The 16,823-nt window shown below is 59.3% G+C and carries 14 protein-coding genes and 3 tRNA genes; 7 read left to right on the top strand and 10 right to left on the bottom strand.

Features of this window, described 5'->3' with window-relative positions:
• Positions 1-237 precede the first annotated feature (237 nt).
• The 8 genes from rplA to AB6B39_RS12620 all read right to left on the bottom strand — a co-directional run bounded on the left by rplA (position 238) and on the right by AB6B39_RS12620 (position 3,943).
• Entirely contained in the window at positions 238-927 is a 690-nt protein-coding gene (rplA, locus tag AB6B39_RS12585; protein ID WP_284369810.1) for a 50S ribosomal protein L1, read from the bottom strand.
• Between the two features lie 4 nt (positions 928-931).
• Positions 932-1,360 carry a 50S ribosomal protein L11 gene (gene rplK, locus AB6B39_RS12590; protein ID WP_284369808.1) on the bottom strand — a complete coding sequence of 143 codons (429 nt, stop codon included), beginning with the start codon at positions 1,358-1,360 and terminating at the stop codon, positions 932-934.
• Positions 1,361-1,499: 139 nt separating this feature from the next.
• A complete protein-coding gene (gene nusG, locus AB6B39_RS12595; RefSeq protein ID WP_284369806.1) occupies positions 1,500-2,042 on the bottom strand; it encodes a transcription termination/antitermination protein NusG in 543 nt (180 codons plus the stop codon).
• A complete protein-coding gene (secE, locus tag AB6B39_RS12600; RefSeq protein ID WP_284369800.1) occupies positions 2,042-2,293 on the bottom strand; it encodes a preprotein translocase subunit SecE in 252 nt (83 codons plus the stop codon). The genes nusG and secE overlap by 1 nt, the downstream gene beginning before the upstream one ends.
• Before the next feature lie 101 nt (positions 2,294-2,394).
• Positions 2,395-2,470, bottom strand: a tRNA-Trp gene (locus tag AB6B39_RS12605).
• A gap of 8 nt (positions 2,471-2,478) precedes the next feature.
• On the bottom strand, positions 2,479-3,654 hold the full coding sequence (gene tuf, locus AB6B39_RS12610) for an elongation factor Tu (RefSeq protein WP_284374397.1): 1,176 nt from the start codon (positions 3,652-3,654) through the stop codon (positions 2,479-2,481).
• An 87-nt stretch (positions 3,655-3,741) separates the two neighbouring features.
• Positions 3,742-3,815 (bottom strand) — tRNA-Gly (locus AB6B39_RS12615).
• A gap of 43 nt (positions 3,816-3,858) precedes the next feature.
• Positions 3,859-3,943: transfer RNA gene (locus AB6B39_RS12620), tRNA-Tyr, on the bottom strand.
• 328 nt (positions 3,944-4,271) lie between these two features.
• Here AB6B39_RS12620 and AB6B39_RS12625 point away from each other — a divergent pair.
• The 5 genes from AB6B39_RS12625 (at position 4,272) to AB6B39_RS12645 (ending at position 8,711) form a co-directional block, all read left to right on the top strand.
• On the top strand, positions 4,272-5,126 hold the full coding sequence (locus tag AB6B39_RS12625; RefSeq protein WP_284373623.1) for a TrmH family RNA methyltransferase: 855 nt from the start codon (positions 4,272-4,274) through the stop codon (positions 5,124-5,126).
• A complete protein-coding gene (gene ubiA / locus AB6B39_RS12630; protein ID WP_284373626.1) occupies positions 5,123-6,037 on the top strand; it encodes a 4-hydroxybenzoate octaprenyltransferase in 915 nt (304 codons plus the stop codon). Before AB6B39_RS12625 ends, ubiA begins: the two co-directional genes overlap by 4 nt.
• A gap of 215 nt (positions 6,038-6,252) precedes the next feature.
• Positions 6,253-6,669 (top strand): peptide-methionine (R)-S-oxide reductase MsrB, encoded by a 417-nt coding sequence (gene msrB, locus AB6B39_RS12635; RefSeq protein WP_348520202.1) that lies wholly within the window; start codon positions 6,253-6,255, stop codon positions 6,667-6,669.
• Positions 6,670-7,069: 400 nt separating this feature from the next.
• The gene (locus AB6B39_RS12640; RefSeq protein WP_284373630.1) at positions 7,070-7,366 is read left to right on the top strand and encodes a YciI family protein; all 297 of its coding nucleotides are present in this window, start codon (positions 7,070-7,072) and stop codon (positions 7,364-7,366) included.
• 13 nt (positions 7,367-7,379) lie between these two features.
• Complete coding sequence (locus AB6B39_RS12645) at positions 7,380-8,711, top strand: cytochrome P450 (protein ID WP_284373632.1); 1,332 nt, start codon at positions 7,380-7,382, stop codon at positions 8,709-8,711.
• A gap of 351 nt (positions 8,712-9,062) precedes the next feature.
• Here AB6B39_RS12645 and recA read toward each other — a convergent pair whose 3' ends face one another.
• Positions 9,063-10,169, bottom strand: a complete 1,107-nt coding sequence (gene recA / locus AB6B39_RS12650) for a recombinase RecA (protein WP_284373635.1) — start codon at positions 10,167-10,169, stop codon at positions 9,063-9,065.
• 315 nt (positions 10,170-10,484) lie between these two features.
• Positions 10,485-13,019, bottom strand: a complete 2,535-nt coding sequence (locus tag AB6B39_RS12655) for an ATP-binding protein (RefSeq protein ID WP_371398608.1) — start codon at positions 13,017-13,019, stop codon at positions 10,485-10,487.
• 89 nt (positions 13,020-13,108) lie between these two features.
• Between AB6B39_RS12655 and AB6B39_RS12660 the strand changes: the two genes are divergently transcribed.
• Together AB6B39_RS12660 and AB6B39_RS12665 are read left to right on the top strand one after the other, a co-directional pair.
• Positions 13,109-14,947: a DUF885 domain-containing protein gene (locus tag AB6B39_RS12660; protein WP_284373639.1), complete on the top strand. Its 1,839-nt coding sequence runs from the start codon at positions 13,109-13,111 to the stop codon at positions 14,945-14,947.
• A complete protein-coding gene (locus AB6B39_RS12665) occupies positions 14,944-16,818 on the top strand; it encodes a DUF885 domain-containing protein (protein WP_284373641.1) in 1,875 nt (624 codons plus the stop codon). Before AB6B39_RS12660 ends, AB6B39_RS12665 begins: the two co-directional genes overlap by 4 nt.
• Positions 16,819-16,823: the final 5 nt, after the last annotated feature.

Below are 16,823 nucleotides of genomic sequence, written 5' to 3' on the forward strand. Positions count from 1 at the left end.
CCGTCTCAGTCCCTGAAAAGCCAGGGTGGGACGCGGCAACGAACGGTTGTCTGTCCCAAAGCTCGAACCAAACCCCTGTCCCGGTCGCCCGGCACGTGAACTGGCTTTTGCTCTGCCTGCGCCGGAATTATGGGTCACCAGAAACTGGCAGACCCACCGACGGTCTCGGACAGTGTGCCCGCCACCCGTTGAGGGAGCGACGGACGATCTGGCGAGGCGAAAGCCTCGCCAAAATTTCTAGGCGATATCCGCCGTATCGATCTTGACGCCGGGGCCCATAGTCGAGCTCAGCGTAACCTTCTGAATGAAAGTTCCCTTCGCGCCCGTCGGACGCTCTTTCTGGATCTTCGACAGCAGGAAGCCGACATTTTCAGCCAGCTTGTCAGCATCGAAACTGGCTTTACCGACACCGGCATGAACGATGCCTGACTTCTCGGCACGATACTCGACAGCACCGCCCTTGGAGTCCTTGACCGCCTGCGCGACGTTCGGTGTAACCGTACCGACTTTCGGGTTCGGCATCAGGCCCTTCGGACCCAGAACCTTACCCAGACGACCGACGAGCGGCATCATGTCCGGCGTGGCGATCACGCGGTCGAACGGCATGTCGCCATTCTGAATCTGCTCGGCCAGATCTTCGGCACCGACAACATCGGCACCCGCTTCGCGCGCTTCATCCGCTTTCGCATCCTTGGCGAAGACGGCGACACGGACGGAACGGCCTGTCCCATTCGGCAGATTGGCGACACCCCGGACCATCTGGTCGGCGTGACGCGGGTCAACACCCAGATTGAGAGCAAGTTCGACGGTTTCGTCGAATTTCGCTGTTGCGTTTTTCTTCACCAGATCGACGGCATCTTTGATGCTGTATTCCGTCTCGCGGTCGAACGATGCCAGAGCGGCTTTATAACGTTTTCCCTGTGCCATGATCCTACTCCGTGACCTCGTAACCCATCGAACGGGCAGAGCCCTCGATGATCTTGGTGGCCTGCTCCAGGTCATTCGCAGACAGGTCGACCATTTTGGCTTCCGCGATCTCGCGGCACTGGGCGCGCGTTACCGTTCCACCAACTTCGCTACCCGGATTGTTCGACCCGGATGTCTTCCCGGCCGCTTTCTTCAGATAGTAGCTCGCCGGCGCCGTCTTGGTGACGAAGCTGAACGATTTGTCGGCGAACACCGTGATGATGGTCGGCGTCGGAATGCCCTTTTCGAGCTCTTCGGTCTTAGCGTTAAAAGCCTTGGCGAATTCCATAATATTGACGCCGCGTTGACCCAGTGCAGGGCCCAGCGGCGGAGACGGGTTCGCAGAACCCGCGGGGATCGTCAGCTTGATATAGCCGTCAATCTTCTTTGCCATTTTCCACTCCTATAGCGGTTGCGCCCCAATTGGCGCTCACGCAAAAGCAGGATTGCCCTTGCGCGTGTGGAGACCGTGGTCTGGGAACGGCTGGACTTTCGCCGCCCCTCCCACAGTCACGATTTGCAGATCGCCGAGACTAGCTCTCCTTCTCGACCTGCGAATAATCGAGTTCGACGGGCGTTCCCTGCCCGAAGATATTGATCAGGACCTTGAGGCGCGCAGCCTCTTCGTCGACCGACTCAACAGAGCCCGAAAAGCTCTGAAATGGTCCGTCGACAACCTTGATGGTCTCGCCAATCTCGAAACTGATCATCGGACGCGGTGCCGGAGCGCCGTCTTCCGAGTTACCGATAATGCGCGCCACTTCCTTTTCAGGAACCGGACGCGGCTTCTTGGACGCCCCCGATGCGCCGAGAAATCCCGTCACTTTCGGGGAGTTGGCGATCAGATGGTAGGCAGCGTCCGTCAGGTCGACCTTGACCAGAACATAGCCCGGGAAAAACTTGCGCTCACTCTCGACCTTGCGGCCCCGGCGCACCTCCACGACCGTTTCCGTCGGCACGAGAATTTCCTCGAAGAGATCGGCCAGACCCTTGTCTTCGGCTTCACGCTCGAGCGTTTCTTTCACGCGCTTTTCGAAATTCGAATAGGCCTGAACGATGTACCATTGTGCGGCCATTAAGAAGCACTCCCGAAACTAAGAACCCACGGCACGACGATGCCAATCAGAAAGTCCACCAGGAAAAAGAACAGACCCATGATCAGAACCATGATCATCACGAGCACGGTTGTCTGACGCGTTTCCTTCCAGGTCGGCCAGACGACCTTACGGCCTTCCTGCTGAACCTGAGCCAGATAGGTCGCCGGAGAGACCTTGGGCGCAACATCTGCGTCCTTCTTGGCTGGATTGGCCTGTTTGCCTTTCGCCATCAGGGCGTTCCCTTGCTTAAACGGCGAAACGCGGAAGCTTTGTCAGCCCCCGCGACGCCCGGTCCCGAACCCGTTCTGCCGGGCCCGGATGTGTTAGAAAATGGCAGGGGCAGAAGGACTTGAACCCTCGACACCTGGATTTGGAATCCAGTGCTCTACCAACTGAGCTATACCCCTACGTCTCCCTACTCCGTGATTTTGGACACGACGCCTGCGCCGACTGTGCGGCCGCCTTCGCGGATGGCGAAGCGCAGCTTCTCTTCCATCGCGATCGGCACGATCAGTTCGACATCGACGTTCACATTGTCGCCCGGCATGACCATCTCCGTGCCCGACTTCAGGGTCACGACACCGGTCACATCCGTCGTCCGGAAGTAGAACTGCGGACGGTAATTGTTGAAGAACGGCGTGTGGCGACCGCCCTCATCCTTGGTCAGGATGTAGGCTTCGGCCTCGAACTTCTTGTGCGGTGTCACGGAACCCGGCTTGCAGAGAACCTGGCCGCGCTCGACGCCTTCGCGGTCGATGCCGCGCAGCAGCGCGCCGATATTGTCACCGGCTTCGCCGCGGTCCAGCAGCTTGCGGAACATCTCGACACCGGTACAGGTCGTCTTGGACGTGTCGCGGATACCGACGATCTCGATCTCGTCACCGACATTGATCACGCCGCGCTCGACACGACCGGTCACAACCGTTCCCCGACCCGAGATCGAGAACACGTCCTCGATCGGCATCAGGAAAGGCTGGTCGACCGCGCGCTCAGGCTGCGGGATATACTCGTCGACGGCAGCCATCAGCTTCTTGATCGACTCTTCACCGATCTCAGGATCGCGGCCTTCCATGGCGGCGAGCGCCGAACCGGCAATGACGGGAATGTCGTCGCCCGGGAACTCATAAGATGAGAGCAGCTCGCGGATTTCCATCTCGACCAGCTCCAGCAGCTCCTCATCGTCGACCTGGTCAACCTTGTTCATATAGACGACCAGCGCCGGAACACCGACCTGACGGGCCAGCAGGATGTGCTCGCGCGTCTGTGGCATCGGGCCGTCAGCCGCGTTCACCACCAGGATCGCGCCGTCCATCTGCGCCGCACCCGTAATCATGTTCTTGACGTAGTCGGCGTGACCCGGACAGTCGACGTGAGCATAGTGACGGTTGTCCGTCTCATATTCCACGTGAGCGGTCGAAATCGTGATCCCGCGGGCCTTCTCTTCCGGCGCGCCATCAATCTGGTCATACGCCTTGAAGTCACCAAAATACTTCGTGATCGCCGCCGTCAGCGTCGTCTTGCCATGGTCAACGTGACCAATCGTGCCAATGTTCGCGTGCGGCTTGTTACGCTCGAACTTTTCCTTCGCCATCTGGCTAGTCCTCTCAATTGGCCCACTCATCAGGCCGTTAAGGGTTTACTGTCATCGCGGACCCACCTTGCGGTGATATCCGTATTCTGGAGCGGGTAGCGGGAATCGAACCCGCATATTCAGCTTGGAAGGCTGCTGCACTACCATTGTGCTATACCCGCTGCGGTTTTTTGGGGCGCAGACCCCGGGCAAATTCGCGGAAAGTGGTGGAGGGGGTTGGATTCGAACCAACGTACACATAGTGACCAGATTTACAGTCTGGCGCCTTTAACCACTCGGCCACCCCTCCCAATTTTCTGTTTAGGCCAATTTTCCGTCCTGGGTGGAAACTCCTGATATATCTGGATTTCCGCCCTGAACGCAGGGCAAAAACCGCGAAAGTGCTCATTCCAACAAAAAACGCTCTGTCACCCAAAGGGCCATCGTGTTAGCCGCGCCGGGAACAGAGACATGATGTTGATCGAAGCGGGCATATAACCATGGAAGAAGGTCCGCGCAAGGACGAAAACGCAGGTAGAACCGGGGGAAAGCGGGGTCGGCGTCAACGCACCGATTCCGGGGATTCTTCCGGCAATTCCGCCCGCTCAGAGGGAAAAGGCGCTTTCCGGTCCAAGGGCATGATCGGCGGCTCGTCCAAAGATCAGCCGCGAAAATCGAAAGGGGCGCGTCAGCATACCAGCCTGTCCAGTCCGCGTCGACCGAATCGCAGCCGTGGCCGGAAGGGAAACGGTGGACGATCCGGATCAGGTGGCGGCACAAGCTGGATCTGGGGCTGGCATGCCGTGCAGGCCGTGATCGCCAACCCCAGGCGCACCATCCATCAGATCATGGTGACGGAACAGGCCGCAGGACGACTCGGTCTGGCGGATGGGCGCCCTGACCTGAAGATTGTCGCCATGAACTATATCGACAGCGCCCTGCCGCGCGGCGCGGCGCATCAAGGTGTTGCGGTCAAGGCAGCGCCGCTGGAATGGCCCGACCTGTCGCAGCTGGCCGATGATGCGGATGACGACGCCGTCATTTTAGTCCTCGACCAGATCACGGACCCGCACAATGTCGGGGCCATGCTGCGCCTGTGCAGTGCGTTCGGAGTCACTGCACTGGTGATGCAGACCCGCAAAGCCCCGCCCCTGTCGGGAGCGACGGCCAAGGTTGCCGTGGGCTGCGTCGAAACCGTGCCTGTCTGCCTGGAAGTCAATATCGCTCAGTCTATCAAGACCCTGCAGACATTCGGCTATACGGTCGTCGGACTGGCCGGCGAAACGGACACGACCGTGGCGCAAGCCTTGAAAGGCGAGGGCCGCTATGCGCTTGTCATGGGTGCAGAAGGGCCGGGGCTGCGCGAACTCGTTGCGCGCAACTGCGATGTGCTGGCGCGCATTCCGATGCAATCCGCGCCTGTGGCCGGGCAGGCGGAAAGCCTTAACGTGGCGACAGCCGCCGGGATCGCCCTCTACGAGACACGCCGATGAAGGTCGCCGATGCGGCCAGATCGCATTGGGTCAACCGGACACCAGAAACGATCCGGCCATACCTCCAACTTTCGCGGCTGGATCGACCTGTCGGCTACTGGCTCCTGGCCCTGCCGGGATGGATCGGCTTGCTGGTTCCGGCCTGGCTTTGCCGTCCCGACTGGCAGTTGATTGTCTCGCCGCTTTACTGGGCCGGGTTAATTCTCGTCGGCGCCATCGCCATGCGCGGCGCGGGCTGTAGCTATAACGATATTGTCGACCGCGATCTCGACGCACAGGTCGAGCGGACGCAGTCTCGCCCCCTGCCCTCGGGGCGTATCAGCGTGAAGCAGGCCTGGATCTGGCTGGCGTTGCAACTGGCGATCGGTTTCGCCGTCTGGCTGGCCTTGCCCCTAGGCGCGAAAATCGTTGCCTTGGCCGCTCTGCCGCTGGTCGCGGCCTACCCGTTCATGAAACGGATCACATGGTGGCCGCAAGTCTGGCTCGGCCTGACCTTTAACTGGGCCGTCCTAGTCGCCTATGCGATCAAGACGGGCGGTCTCGATCTGACGATCGGCCTCATCTATCTCGGATTAGCCTGCTGGACCGTGGGTTACGATACTATCTATGCGCTGCAGGATATCGAAGACGATGCGATGATCGGAGTCCGTAGCACAGCGCGGCGTTTTGGCGTTCAGGTCAAGCGCGGGGTTGCCGTCACTTATGGCCTGAGTGTTACGCTCATCGCGGTCGGCCTCAGCCTTTCCCAGAACGGATTCACCGCGCTCGCCATCATACCATTTGCCGCTCACTTGGCCCGACAGGTCGTAAAGCTGGATAAGGATGACTATGCCAATGCGCTGAGCCTGTTCCAATCTAATGTCTGGGCCGCATTTTGGCTGATCACCGGCCTCGTCCTCACCCAGTTGTGAGGGAAACCTGATTGGCATTCTGCGCGTAACATCCTCACATGGCCGATATGAAACAGTCACCACAACAGATCGACCGCCGCCATTTCACCCTGTCAGGCTTGGCGATGGGCGGTTCCGCCTTTATCCTGAGCGCCTGTGGCGCCAGCGGCCAGGCCCAGGACCAGACTCAGGGTCGGGCTCGCAGTCAGGCCCAAGCACAAAGAAAGACCGACGTCATGAGCGCAACTGAGAGCAATATCGACTGGGCTGCGCTGACACGCGCGGACTGGAAAGACCGGCTGACGGAGGAAGAGTTCTATGTGCTTCGCAAGGAAGGCACTGAACGTCCGTTTTCGAGCGCACTGAACGATGAAAAGCGACCCGGAACCTATATCTGCGCCGGATGCGCACTACCCCTGTTCACCACGGAGATGAAATTCGATTCCGGAACGGGCTGGCCGAGCTTTTTCACGACCATTGACGGGGCGATCGATACCAAGCGCGACTTCAAACTGGTTGTGCCGCGCACCGAATATCATTGCGCGCGCTGCGGCGGCCATCAGGGGCATGTCTTCAAGGATGGTCCGCGACCAACCGGACTGCGTTACTGTAATAATGGCGTCGCCCTGGATTTCATCCCGGATGCGGCCTGATGCATGGTTAGCAGGCGGTTAACGCCGCCTGCAATTTCATAAAATTTCTTACTTGCGTGAATCGAACTTCCGACACAGATGTGATTCATCAACTGCCGTCCCATGGTGGGGCCGCGTGAATGAAAGGAGGTGTGACTTGTCTATCTTTTTTGGGGGGTCTGCCCAGAGCTGTTAGCTCAGCCTTTCGTAAACGCGAAACTGGGTAGGGTCGATTGCGCCGGATGCGTCCATAGTAACGACCACTAACGAAGCGGGCATGGCGTCCCGTGAGACCCAAACTTCAAAACGAGGCCCACTGGCATTGCCGGTGGGCCTTTGTTTTTGGGCGTCCATCACGGCCTCATTTCAGCCGTTAACGGCCTGTATCGACAGGCGGTCATTCCGACATTAAGCGTTTGTTATGCCTGACTTCATGATCCTGTCCCGAGACGTTCCTGACGGACCTTCCATTCGCGCTCGCATTCGCCAGGACCATCTCGACTGGTTGAAAGCCCCATCAGACTGCACTGTCCTGTCTGCCGGCCCCTGGCTCGATAACACAGATGCGATGCGAGGGTCCCTCCTCATTGTCAAAGCCCCCTCCCGTGAGGCATTGGACAGATGGCTGGCCGATGACCCTTATGCCAAGGCAGGTCTGCCGCAGGATATTGACATCAGACCCTTCAAGCTCGTGATCGGGCGACCCGAGGGACTCTAGCACGGAGACGATCATGGGTTTGCCATTGGTAACGGACACGGTTCAACCGGATCGTGGTCCGCGTGACCCTATCCACCCTCCGATCTTCAATTTCCAAACACCGGTCGATCTGGGTAGTGCCACCACCTTTGCCGGGGAGCAGCCCTTCGATCATTTCAAGACCATGCGGGAAAAGGCGCCCGTCATGTGGCATTCCATGGCTGACAAGGATCTGGAAGGGTTCTGGTCGCTGACCCGTTATGACGATATTCGTTCCGTCAGTCTGGATACGCAGAACTGGTCGTCGCAAATGGGCGGGATCATGATGGCTTATGCCAATGATCAGCGACAGCATTCGAAGCTGCATTCCGCCTCGCTGAACACCATGATCTGTCTGGATGCGCCGCATCACATGCAGCTGCGGCGTGAACACATGCAGTTCGTCAAGCCGGACTATGTCAAGCAACTGCGCCAGAAGGTCGATCAGCGCGTCTCCGCTTTGCTCGATGCCGCGCAAAAGGTTGGTCCGCGACTGAACTGGGTCGAGCACTTCTCCTCGCAATTGCCGCTCTTCACATTATGCGAAATGCTCGGCGTGCCGGAAGCGGATCGGTCCAAGATCCGTGAGTGGATGGATATGCTGGAAATGGCGCAGTATATTCTCGGCCAGCAGGATCTGTCTTCAATCGACCCCCAGATGGTCATGACGTTCCTCTCCGAAGTCGAAGCCATGTTCGCCTATGGCCGTGATATTCTGTTGAAGCGACGGGCCGAACCGACGGATGACCTGCTGTCGGCCATCGCGAATGTCGAAGTGGATGGCGCACGATTACCCGACGAGTTTCTCGACGGCTCCTGGTTGCTGATTATCGTGGCTGGCAATGACACGACCCGCAACTCGCTCTCGGGCGGATTGCGGCTGCTCGGGCGCAATCCCGATCAGAAGGCCAAAGTGATGGCGGATCGCTCGCTGCTGCCGAATATGTGCCACGAAATTGTCCGGATGGTCAGCCCGGTCATGTATATGCGCCGGACCGCCCTCAACGAAACTGCCGTGCGGGGTCAGACCATCGCAGCGGGAGAGAAGATTGTCATGTGGTACGGGGCCGGCAATCGCGACCCTGAAATTTTCGCCAATCCCGATCAGTTCGACGTCACACGCGCCAATGCGTCGAAACATATCGCCTTCGGTGTTGGTAGCCATGTCTGTATGGGCCAGCGGATCGCAAACATGCAGCTCAATGCTGCCTTTACGCAGATTTTCGACCGCTTCCCCAACATTGAATGGACCGGAAAACAGACTATCCTGCCGAACAATTTCACCCATTCCATCAGTGAACTGGAAGTCGATCTTGGCCTCACCTGACCGATCGGCAGGCTCACTTTATGAATGGTATGAAGCCGACTGAAACATAACTGCAGTTCGCTGGAACGGCTCTGCCTGTCGCTCGTTGAATAAGTGCACCACGGAGCTTTTGCCCCTGCGACGCTCACGCGTATCAGAGGTGAGGCCTTATCTGGTGCCCGGGGATCCGGAAGCGCAGTGGACGGACCGCGCATTCAAGCCAGACCCCCGGACGGAATCAACTCATTACCGCTGGACGGATGCGGTCGCGAGTCGAAAAAGGACGCGGATCGCTTGCGCGGTCCGCGTCCCGATTTTTAATATGTCTATCTGCCCGCACTTGAATACGGGCTGAACAGTCCGATCAGGACATCAGGCACCGATCCCCAATTGGGGTTCTGAGCCATTATCTTCAACCTGCTCATCGCTCGGCATCAGCAGTTCATCGTCGAGCAAACCCTTTTCGCGCAGGATCTTCTGCTCGACCTCGGCCATGACATCCGGATTTTCCATCAGGAACTTGCGGACGTTCTCCCGGCCCTGGCCGATCCGCTCATCACCATAACTATACCAAGACCCGGCTTTCTGGATCACATCGGCCAGAACGCCCATGTCGATCAGCTCACCCGTCTTGGAAATGCCTTCCCCGTACATGATGTCGAATTCGACCTGACGGAAGGGCGGCGCGACCTTGTTCTTGACGACCTTGACGCGCGTCTGGTTACCGACGACCTCGTCGCGGTTCTTGATCGCGCCGATACGGCGGATGTCGAGGCGGACCGAGCTGTAGAATTTCAGTGCGTTCCCACCCGTCGTAGTTTCCGGCGATCCGTACATCACGCCGATCTTGTGACGGATCTGGTTGATGAAGATCACCATACAGCCGGACTTGGAAATCGATCCCGTCAGCTTGCGCAGAGCCTGGCTCATCAGACGCGCCTGAAGACCCGGCAACGAGTCGCCCATATCGCCTTCCAGTTCGGCGCGCGGCGTCAGGGCCGCAACCGAATCGACGACAAGGATATCGACCGCACCGGACCGGACCAGCGTATCAGCGATTTCGAGCGACTGTTCGCCCGTATCGGGCTGCGCGATCAGCAGTTCGTTGACGTCCACACCGAGCTTGGCGGCATAGACCGGATCAAGCGCATGTTCGGCGTCGATGAAGGCCGCGACACCGCCCGCCTTCTGGCATTCGGCAATCGCATGCAGGGTCAGCGTCGTCTTACCGGAGCTTTCCGGTCCGTAGATTTCGATGATCCGGCCCTTGGGCAGGCCGCCAATGCCGAGCGCAATATCCAGACCCAGCGAACCGGTGGAAATGCTCTCCACATCCATGGATGTCTTATCGCCCAGCTTCATCACCGAGCCCTTGCCGAAGGACCGGTCGATCTGAGACAGGGCGGCATCCAGCGCCGCCGATCTGTTCTTGTCCGTTGCCTTTTCGACAACTTTGAGGGGGGTCGTATTTCTCGCCATGGAAACGCTCCAATCGCGGGAACCGGAGCCCTTCGGTTCCCCATGATAATCGCGGCTCTTATCGGACTGCCGCCTGACCACTATGTTTCATGTTTGTTCTCACGCCGCAAGCAAAAAGAACAAAAAAAGAACAGACTATGAGTCATACGGCACAACATGTTGTGCCGTTATGTCAAATTCCGGTCAGGGCTATAGCTTATCTTGTGCCTTGGATAAAGCGTCATAGCTGAAAGCCATTTCATGCGCCTCAGACCGCGCGCTACGAGTGAAATCATTGATAAATCAACACCATAAATGCGACCTGATAAGCAGGACTTACTGCGCGTCGCCGATTTCCGATTTCACCTTCTCCGCCAGTTCGGCCAGCGTGAACGGCTTGGGCAGGAAGGTCACATCGGGTTCTTCGGCCAGAAGGTCGGAGAACTTCTCCGCCGCATATCCCGAGATGAAGACGATCCGCGCATCTCCCAGCAGGGCTCTCCCCTGTTTCAGCAGACCGGGTCCATCGAGCCCGGGCATCACCACGTCGGACAGGAGAAGATCGAAGGCTTCCGTCGCGTCCTCCAGAATTTCGAGCGCCTCTTCGCCGTCCTCTGCTTCGATAACGTGATAGCCGCGTTTGCGCAGACTTTTCGCTGCGATGACCCGCACAGCGGATTCGTCCTCGACGAACAGAATGTTCCCTTGCCCCGCCAGATCTGCGGGCTTGCGCTCCGGCGGCGCAGCGGCTTGAGCCGGGGCCTGGTCCGTATCCGCCGTCTGGCTCGCCGCCGGAAGATAGATCTGGAAGGTCGTGCCCCTGCCGAGCTCACTATCGACAGCCAGATGGCCGCCCGATTGCTGGATCACGCCGTAAACAGTGGCGAGGCCCAGCCCTGTTCCCTTGCCCTGATCCTTGGTTGTGAAGAAGGGTTCGAATATCTTCGCCTTGACCGCATCGGACATGCCGGTTCCCGTATCGGATACGCGGATCAGGACGATGTCGTCCGAGGGGAACTCCAGAAGCGCCGATTGCAGGCCGCGATCCGTCACGGACCGGCGGTCGATCCGTTCTGAGGCGATGGTGATCGTCCCGCCGCCCTGCGCCTCCATCGCGTCCCTGGCATTGACGCAGAGGTTCATGACCACATTGTCAAACTGCGAACGGTCGACCATGACAGGCGGCAAATCCCGCGCATGGGTCAACTCCAATTGCGCCTGCCCTCCCAGCGTTTGCTTCAGGGTCAGATACATGTCGGACAGCGCTTCCGAGACATCGATGCGCTCGGCCCGGCGCGTCTGCTGGCGGGAGAAGGCCAGAAGCTTCTTGACGAGCGCGGCAGCCCGGGCGCCGGTCGCATTGATGTTCTGCAGTTCCGGGTAGGATGGATCGCCGACCGGATGGCGCTGTAGCAACTCATCCGTATTCAGCCGGATCGCCGTCAGCAAATTGTTGAAATCGTGGGCGACACCCGCCGTCAACTGACCGACGGCCTGCATTTTCTGGCTCTGGCGAATCTGATCTTCAAGCGATTTGCGCGCACTGATATCGATCAGATAGGCCCAGAGCCGTTCCGGCACGACCGGATCTGGTACGACATAGAGCGCGACCGGAACGGCACGCGGACCGCTCAGCGTAATATCGATCGCCCCCAGCCCCGCCATATCCGCATGCGATCGACCTGAGAGTTTCGCCGACAGGGACTGTCCTTCGAACAGGTCGGCGAAGGGACGCCCCACAGGGTCGGTACGACCCGATAATGTCTGGAACGCGCTATTGGCATATGAGACGATAGCCGTTTCGATCGTCGCCCCATCGATATTGAGAACGCCAAACGGCACCAATTCGAAAGCGGTCGATCCTTGTGAGGCGGTCTGTGCCGCGGTCTGAGCCGTCGCCGATGCGTGTCCGCGATCGTCCACCTTCGGGCGAGATGTGTGACCGTGCAGGGCCACCGTAGCGACCAGTTCTCCTGCATCCGTCGCCGACCAGCGCGCAATCATCACGGTCGGCGTTACGACGCCCTTGCGCGTAATCAGACGCGTATCGGCGCGAACCGTCTTTCCATTGGCCGCATCCGCACCCAGCAACACATCCGGATCATCGATGAACTCGCTCATATGAGCAGGTGTCAGCGCTTCGGGTCCACCCAGCCAGCGTTCCATCGTCTTGTTGATCGACAGCACGCGCCCGTCACGTGTGACCGAAAACAGACCGATGGGCGCCTGCGCCAGAGACGCCGTCCGGTCCGGACGCGTCGTCACCGCATCCACCTGCCACAGCAGCGCATCATCAGCCGTCGCCGCCGCCTCCCCCAGCCTGGCCACACAGAGACGGTAGCGACCGCGACTGCCATTGGGCAACAGGACATCCAGTTCTTCCTCCGCCCGCATCGTGTCGGCCTCCAGATGGTAGAGCCGGAAAATGGCGGCGGACCCATCCTTGTCCAGCGTCGAGAATAATCGGTCGACAGCGGGTGGCAGATCCCCCAACACATCGACATCGAGCTGTTTGGCCATGGCCAGATAGGCCCGGTTGGCCAGCGCCGGCTTGCCGCCCTTTGTGATCAATTGCGGGCGCGTGGTTTCGAAGAAGGCCTGACTGTAAAGACCGTCGCGACGCTCGGACCTGCGATCATTGCCGCCGCCCAGCCGCATCACGATGAATAGCGCGGCAATCAGCATCGCCCCGATTGCGACAAGCCCGACCCCCAGCACTCGAACAGCCGGTAAAAGCTGTGACCAGGACAGGCCCAGCCAGATCGTCGCGCCCGCCGCCATGACGGCGAGCAAGGCGGCCAGCACCCATAACCAGACGATGGACGGCTGGGCGGAATGGGCCGAAGAGCGGGTGGGAATCACATCGGACATCGAACTGACTTTAGCGTTTAAATTGACATTGTCGCGAGAGTTTCCGACCCTGTGCGCCACGACCTCTCATTTCCTGGATAGTTTCGCCGATGAAAACTTTGTCAATGACCCTTCTGGCCAGTCTGATGCTGGGAGCGGCAATTTTGCCGTCCTGCAGTCCCGGAGGCGGAACGGACCTGTCCCGGGCCGAATTGGTGGAGCAGGAAAGTGAACGCCTGAACGCTTGGTTTACCGACCGCTATACCGAAGCTCTGGCACGCTCACCGATGAACCGCACCTATCTGGGTGACAAGGACGGACAGGATCAGCTCGACGACATCAGCCAACTGGCCATTGACGAAGACGCCGCCATCCGGCGCAGCTGGCTTACGGAAATGCGCCGTGATTTCGACATTGACCGGCTCGACCCGCAGACGCGCCTGTCTTTCCAGCTGTTCGAAGTGCAGCAGGAAGACTGGCTCGCCACCCATGCCGTCTCGGGCAATGATTATGTCTTCCAGCATATGAGCGGGCCGCATTCGAGCCTGCCCAGCTTCATGATCAACTTCCACAAGATCGAGTCGGAAGCCGATGCCAGGGCCTATATTTCCCGCCTCAACGCGTTCGATGACTTTCTTGGACAGGCTGAAGAGCGGGCCCGCGCACAGGCGGCGGAAGGGGTACTCCTGCCGCGCTTCGTCTATGACAAGATCGCCGGCCCGTCCCGCAACATCATTACGGGCGCACCGTTTACCGAAGGCGACGACAGCCCCTTGCTCAAGGACTTCAAGGCCAAGACGGCTGACGCCGATCTGACGCCTGCCCTGCGCGACAGCCTGATCGAGGAGGCCAGCGCAGCCCTGCTGTCTTCCGTTCAACCGGCCTATCTGTCCCTGCTCGACATGTTTTCCGAACAATCAGACGCCACGACGGATGAGGACGGCGCGTGGAAATTGCCGGATGCAGAGGCCTACTATGCGACCCGGCTGAAACATTACACGACTACAGATCTGACGGCCTCCGAAATCCATGAGATCGGGCTGGGCGAAGTGGCGCGCATTCAGGCCAGGATGCAGGAAATCATGGACCGGGTCGGGTTCGAAGGCAGCCTGCAGGACTTCTACACTTTCCTGCGCACCGATCCGCGATTCACCTATTCCAACGATGCGGAAGGACGGGCCGCCTATATCGCCGACGCCACAGCGATCATCGATGACATGAAAGCGCAATCCGACGGATTGTTTCTGACCAAGCCCAAGGCCGACATGATCGTCAAACGGGTCGAGCCCTTCCGGGAAGCCACGGCCTTCGGCGCCTTTTACGACGCGCCTGCCCTCGATGGCTCACGCCCGGGCACCTATTACATCAATCTGAAGGATATGGCCGATCAGCCGAAATTCCTGCAACAGGCGCTCGCCTATCATGAAGGCATTCCTGGTCATCACATGCAGATCGCGATTGCGCAGGAGCTGGAGGGGTTGCCCAAATTCCGCACCTTGGGAGGGCACACCGCCTTTATCGAAGGCTGGGCGCTCTATGCTGAGGAAATTCCCCGCGAACTCGGTCTCTATACGGATCCCTATAAGGAGTTCGGGCAGCTCGGCATGGAGATTTTCCGCGCCGCACGGCTAGTCGTGGATACCGGTATTCATTCGAAACAATGGACTCGTGAGCAGGCCGTTCAATATTATCTGGAGAACATTCCCAACCCGGAAGGCGATGTGCGCGCTGAAATCGACCGCTACATCGTCTGGCCCGGCCAGGCGACAGCCTATCTGATCGGAAAGCTGAAAGTCATGGAGCTGCGCCGCAAGGCTGAAGCCGAACTGGGCGACGATTTCGACATCCGGGAATTCCACGATGCCGTCCTGCTTAACGGGTCAGTCCCGCTCGACATTCTGGAATCCAATATCGACCAATATATCGCAGACACGAAGGAGCCATCATGACCCGCTTCAAATCCCATTATCTCGCCCCGCTCGCCGCCTTGCTGCTCGTCGCGGCCTGTTCCGACGCCGTGCCCTCTGCGGAAAGGCCTGCGCCAGCTTCGGCAACGCCTACAAGCGCAGACACGACCGCGCCGGCCACCGCCGCGCAGACCGAATCCGAGCGTCTCAACGCATGGTTCGATCAACGCTTCGAAGAAGAAGCCCTGGCCCGGCCTGAATATCTCGCACAGCTTGGCCGTTCAGAACGGCAGGATGAATGGAATGATGAAAGCCGTGAAGCCTGGCTGAACCGGATCGATCGCGCCCAGTCCGATCTCGACTATCTGCGAGACGAGATCGACGTCGATGCGCTAGACCCGGAGACTGCACTCTCCTACCGCCTTTACGTCAAGAGTGCGGAAGACCGCCTCGCGGCCATGCCGTGGCGCGATCATACCTATCTGTTCACCCAGATGCGCGGTGCCCATGCCAGCATCCCGACCTTCCTGCTGAACCAGCACAAGATTGATAATGAGGTGGGCGCGCGGAACTATGTGGCCCGTCTGAATGCGATACCCGGCAAGCTCGATACGCTGAGAGAACGGTCTGCCGCCGCATTCGACCAGGGCGTCTACCCGCCGAAATTCGTCTACACTCACACGCTCCGCAATATCGGCAATGTGCTGTCCGGGGCCCCGTTCGAGGACGGCGGCGACCTCAATCTGATGCTGGCGCATTTCAAGACCAAGGTCGATGCGCTGAACTTGCCCGATGAGACCCGGGAAACCCTGTTCACCGAGGCTATTATGGCGATGACCGACAATGTCGGTCCGGCCTATGAACGCCTGCGCGCGGAATTGCTGCGCCAGCAAGCAGACGCCGGAACCGATGACGGGGCCTGGAAACTGCCGGACGGGGCGGCCTATTACGCGCACAAGCTGCGCGAGATGACGACGACGGATCTGAGCGCTGACGAAATCCACAATATCGGCCTGAGAGAAGTCGACCGGATTCACGCCGAAATGCGCGACATCATGCAGGCCGTGAACTTCGACGGCGACCTGCAGGCCTTCTTTGAATTCATGCGGACGGACCCGCAGTTCTATTATCCCAATACGGATGAAGGACGGGAACGCTATCTGCAGGAAGCGACGGCGATCATCGACCGGATGGAGGACCGGCTTGAGGATGTGATCATGACCCTGCCCGAAGCGGCGCTCGAAGTCAGAGCCGTCGAGGCGTTTCGCGAACGCAGTGCCGGCAAGGCCTTCTATTCCCGCCCGGCGGCGGACGGCTCTCGGCCTGGCTATTACTACGCCAACCTTTACGATATGAACCAGATGCCGATCTACCAGATGGAAGCCCTCGCCTATCATGAAGGCAGCCCGGGCCATCATATGCAGATCGCGCTAGCGCAGGAACTGGACGGCATTCCGGACTTCCGCAAATTCGGTCGGTACACTGCCTATACGGAAGGATGGGGGCTCTATTCGGAGTTCCTGCCCAAGGAGATGGGCTTTTACGAAGACCCCTATTCAGACTTTGGTCGCCTGGCGATGGAACTCTGGAGGGCTGCCCGTCTGGTCGTGGATACGGGGCTGCACAGCAAGCGCTGGAGCCGCGAAGACGCGATCGCCTATCTCCTCGAAAATACGCCCAATCCCGAGGGTGACTCAATCAAGGCGATCGAACGCTACATCGTCATGCCGGGCCAGGCGACGGCCTATCTGATCGGCAAAATCAAGATCGTGGAGTTACGGGAACGGGCCAAGGTCGAGATGGGCGACGTCTTCGACATTCGCGAATTCCACGACGTCATTCTGGCAAGCGGTCCTGTGCCGCTGGACATTATGGAAGAGCGTGTGGACACCTATATCGCGACGGCGGGCTGAGCCCG

The organism is Algimonas porphyrae (assembly GCF_041429795.1).
Taxonomy (GTDB): domain Bacteria; phylum Pseudomonadota; class Alphaproteobacteria; order Caulobacterales; family Maricaulaceae; genus Litorimonas; species Litorimonas porphyrae.